This window comes from Archangium sp. (assembly GCF_036389735.1).
In the GTDB taxonomy this organism is placed as follows: Bacteria; Myxococcota; Myxococcia; order Myxococcales; family Myxococcaceae; genus Archangium.
The window spans coordinates 1-2699 of the sequence record NZ_DASVWK010000784.1 but is presented as its reverse complement, the minus strand read 5'-3'; the positions used below and the strand labels follow the sequence as shown (position 1 = coordinate 2699).

The window sequence follows — 2699 nt, the reverse complement described above, 5'->3', positions numbered from 1 at the left end:
GCAGCGCTTCCATGCTCTGGGTGGTCATAGGTGTCGAGTATGCCAGGGGCTCGGGGAGCCCTGAAAGACGAAGGGCGCGAGGCCCCGTGGCAATCGCCACGGTGGACCCCGCGCCCGGAGAGGCTCGCCCCTAGGGGCGGCGTGCTACCAGAACTTCAGCTTCTTGAGCCCGTTGGCGATCGACTTGCCCACGCTCTTGATGGCCTCGACAGGGGCCTCGATGACCTTCTTGGCCACGTTCTTGACGGCGTCCTTGATGCCCTTCAGGTCGATGTCGACGCTGAAGCCGATCTTGAAGCCGATGCCGAGCGCGGCGCCGATGTCGACCTTGGCCTTGAAGCGGCCACCCTTGAAGCCGAGCTCCGCGTTGAAGGCCACGCCCGCGCCGGCCCAGGCCTCGGCCTTGGCGCCCACGCCGCCGAACTTGCCCAGGTTGACGTTGGCCTCCACACCGATCTTGGCGCCCGCGAAGGCCTCGCCGCCCACCTTGGCCGCGTAGATGCCCTTGGCCGGGTCGATGGTCAGCTCGCCCGAGACGTTGGCCTTGACGCCCACGTACGCCTCACCCGAGGCATCCAGGGTGTAGTCGCCCTTGCCCGCGTGGAAGGTGCCCTTGGCGTGCACCAGCGTGGCGGCCGCCTCCGCGGAGCCGGTGGCCTTGAGCGCGCCGCCCTCGAGGCTCACCTTGTAGTCGCCCTTGGCGTACGCCTCGCCATACGCGATGCTGCCCGCGCCCTGCGCGTACTTGTTGCTGAAGCTGCCCGAGACTTCCTTGGCCGCCACGCGCTTCTCGAAGGAGCCCTCCTTCAGCGTGACGTTGGGGATGAGCCCCAGCGCATTGCCCAGCTTGCTCGGCTTGGAGTTGGGCGTGAACAGGTCGCTCGTGTCGCCGTGCTTGAGGGTCTTCTTGTAGTCGCGGTTGACCTGCTGCCCCGCGTTGTAGCTGTTCTGGTAGCGCCCCTCCGCCGTCATCCCCTTCTGCGCCGGCTTGGCCAGCTCGTTCTTCGCCGGCTCGTTCTTCGTCTGCGTCTTGGCGGCCGGCACGTCGGCGCGCTTCGTCTTGAGGTTCCCGAAGGGATTGAAGCCGCGCAGGGTCTTGGTGCTCATGGGGAGAGGACTCCGAGATCAGAAAGGGGGACTAAGTGTTTTGATTATCGCAGGGCGCGATCAGAAGTTTCCTGGAAGCCCACGAATTCTCCAAGGGTGGGAGAATGTGGGATGGGAACGGGGCCTTCAGCGGCCGCTGTACCAGCGGATGAAGAAGGAGAGGGCCCCGGTGACGATCAGGAAGACGACGCCCACGGTGGGGAGGACCCAGGAGGTGGCCTGGATGCCGGGCTCCAGCAGGGCGCGCTGGGGGTCCTCCGGGTCGTAGTAGACGGTGACGGGAGAACCTGGGACGTAGCGCGCGGCGTGATCGCGGGCCTGGCGCTCGCTGCTGATCTCCACCTCGTCCGAGCCGAGGGCGGTGCCGGTGAAGCTGCGCTGGCCCACCTTATAGGTGTACGTCACCTCGGGCCGGTAGAGCGTCTGGGGAGGGCGGGCGGCGGTCTCCTCCTCGTCCTCGCCCGGGCGGGGCACGGGCGGCGCGATGCGCGAGACGGTGGTGGAGGAGAGGATGGAGCCCTGGGTGGTGGGCCACTTCCGGGTCCGGGAGGCCTGGCTCATGCGGCGCAGTCCCCAGCCGATGACCACGAGGCCCACCAGCCCCAGGACGACGCTGATGGTGGACAGCAAGGAGAGCAGCAGTGGCTTCATGAGGGGGGCCCTCTAGCACACCCCCCGGGCGCTTTGCTCAAGGTGCGTCCCTGGCCGACCGGGTGTCCTGCTCGCGGGGCCAGAAGGTGACGGCGCGCGCGGCGTCGGAGCGGAAGACGAGCGCGCGGGTGCGCACATCATAGAGGCGCGGGTGGGTGCCGGCGCGCTGGCTGGCCACGAGGAGGAAGGGGCCCTGGGTGTTGATGGCGACCACGTCGCCGTCGGTGAAGCCGAGCTCCTTCACGGGGTGGAGCTGCTCGCCACTCTCCAGGACGAGGTGCCCGGTGGTGTGCGGGGTATCGCCCGTCACCTGCCAGACGTAGAAGGCGCCGGCCGGGGTGGTGTCGCGCACCCAGCCCACGCTGTCCTCCGGCATGCCCTCGGCCTTGACCTTCTCCACGAGCGGGGCCGGCACGAAGGGCAGCAGGCGCGCCACCTGCACCGGGGTGGGCTCGTCGCTGTCGCCGTCTGGCTGCGACGACAGGAGCCCGGTGGAGTCCGGGCCCTGGGGCGCGAGCTCCAGCGCGCTGATGCCGAGCGAGAGGTCGGAACCTTCGGAGGAGGCCTTCACCTCGACGCGCTTCCACTGTCCCTGGGCGCCGAGTCGGTAGGCGAAGGCGAGCGCGGGCAGGCCCTCCTGCTCCGGGTCGAAGGAGAGCTCCTGGCCGTCGAGGATGACGGAGCCCTGGAGCTGCTGCTCCTCGGTGAGCGGATGGAGGGCGCGCGCGACGAGGCCCTGGGCGTCATAGCCGATGTCGCGCACCTCGCCCTCCTCGGGAGGGAAGGGGACGGAGCGCACCTCGCCCGAGGCGAGCATCACCTCGTACAGGCGGGGCTGGGCACCGCGAGTGGGGCTCTCGTCGGGGTAGCCCGCGGGCGAGGCGTCCTGGGAGAAGTAGCCGGCGGATTGCACGTTGGCCGGGTCGAACCAGACGAGCGCC

At 69.2% G+C, this 2699-nt stretch carries 3 protein-coding genes; all 3 read right to left on the bottom strand.

All coding sequences use genetic code 11. The annotated features are described in order from the left end of the window. Positions 1–144: 144 nt before the first annotated feature. Positions 145–1107 (bottom strand): hypothetical protein, encoded by a 963-nt coding sequence (locus tag VF794_RS27740; RefSeq protein ID WP_331115525.1) that lies wholly within the window; start codon positions 1105–1107, stop codon positions 145–147. A gap of 126 nt (positions 1108–1233) precedes the next feature. Then, complete coding sequence (locus VF794_RS27735) at positions 1234–1758, bottom strand: DUF3592 domain-containing protein (RefSeq protein WP_331115523.1); 525 nt, start codon at positions 1756–1758, stop codon at positions 1234–1236. 37 nt (positions 1759–1795) lie between these two features. Beyond that, on the bottom strand, positions 1796–2699 hold a 904-nt coding region (locus VF794_RS27730; RefSeq protein ID WP_331115521.1), incomplete at its 5' end, for a hypothetical protein.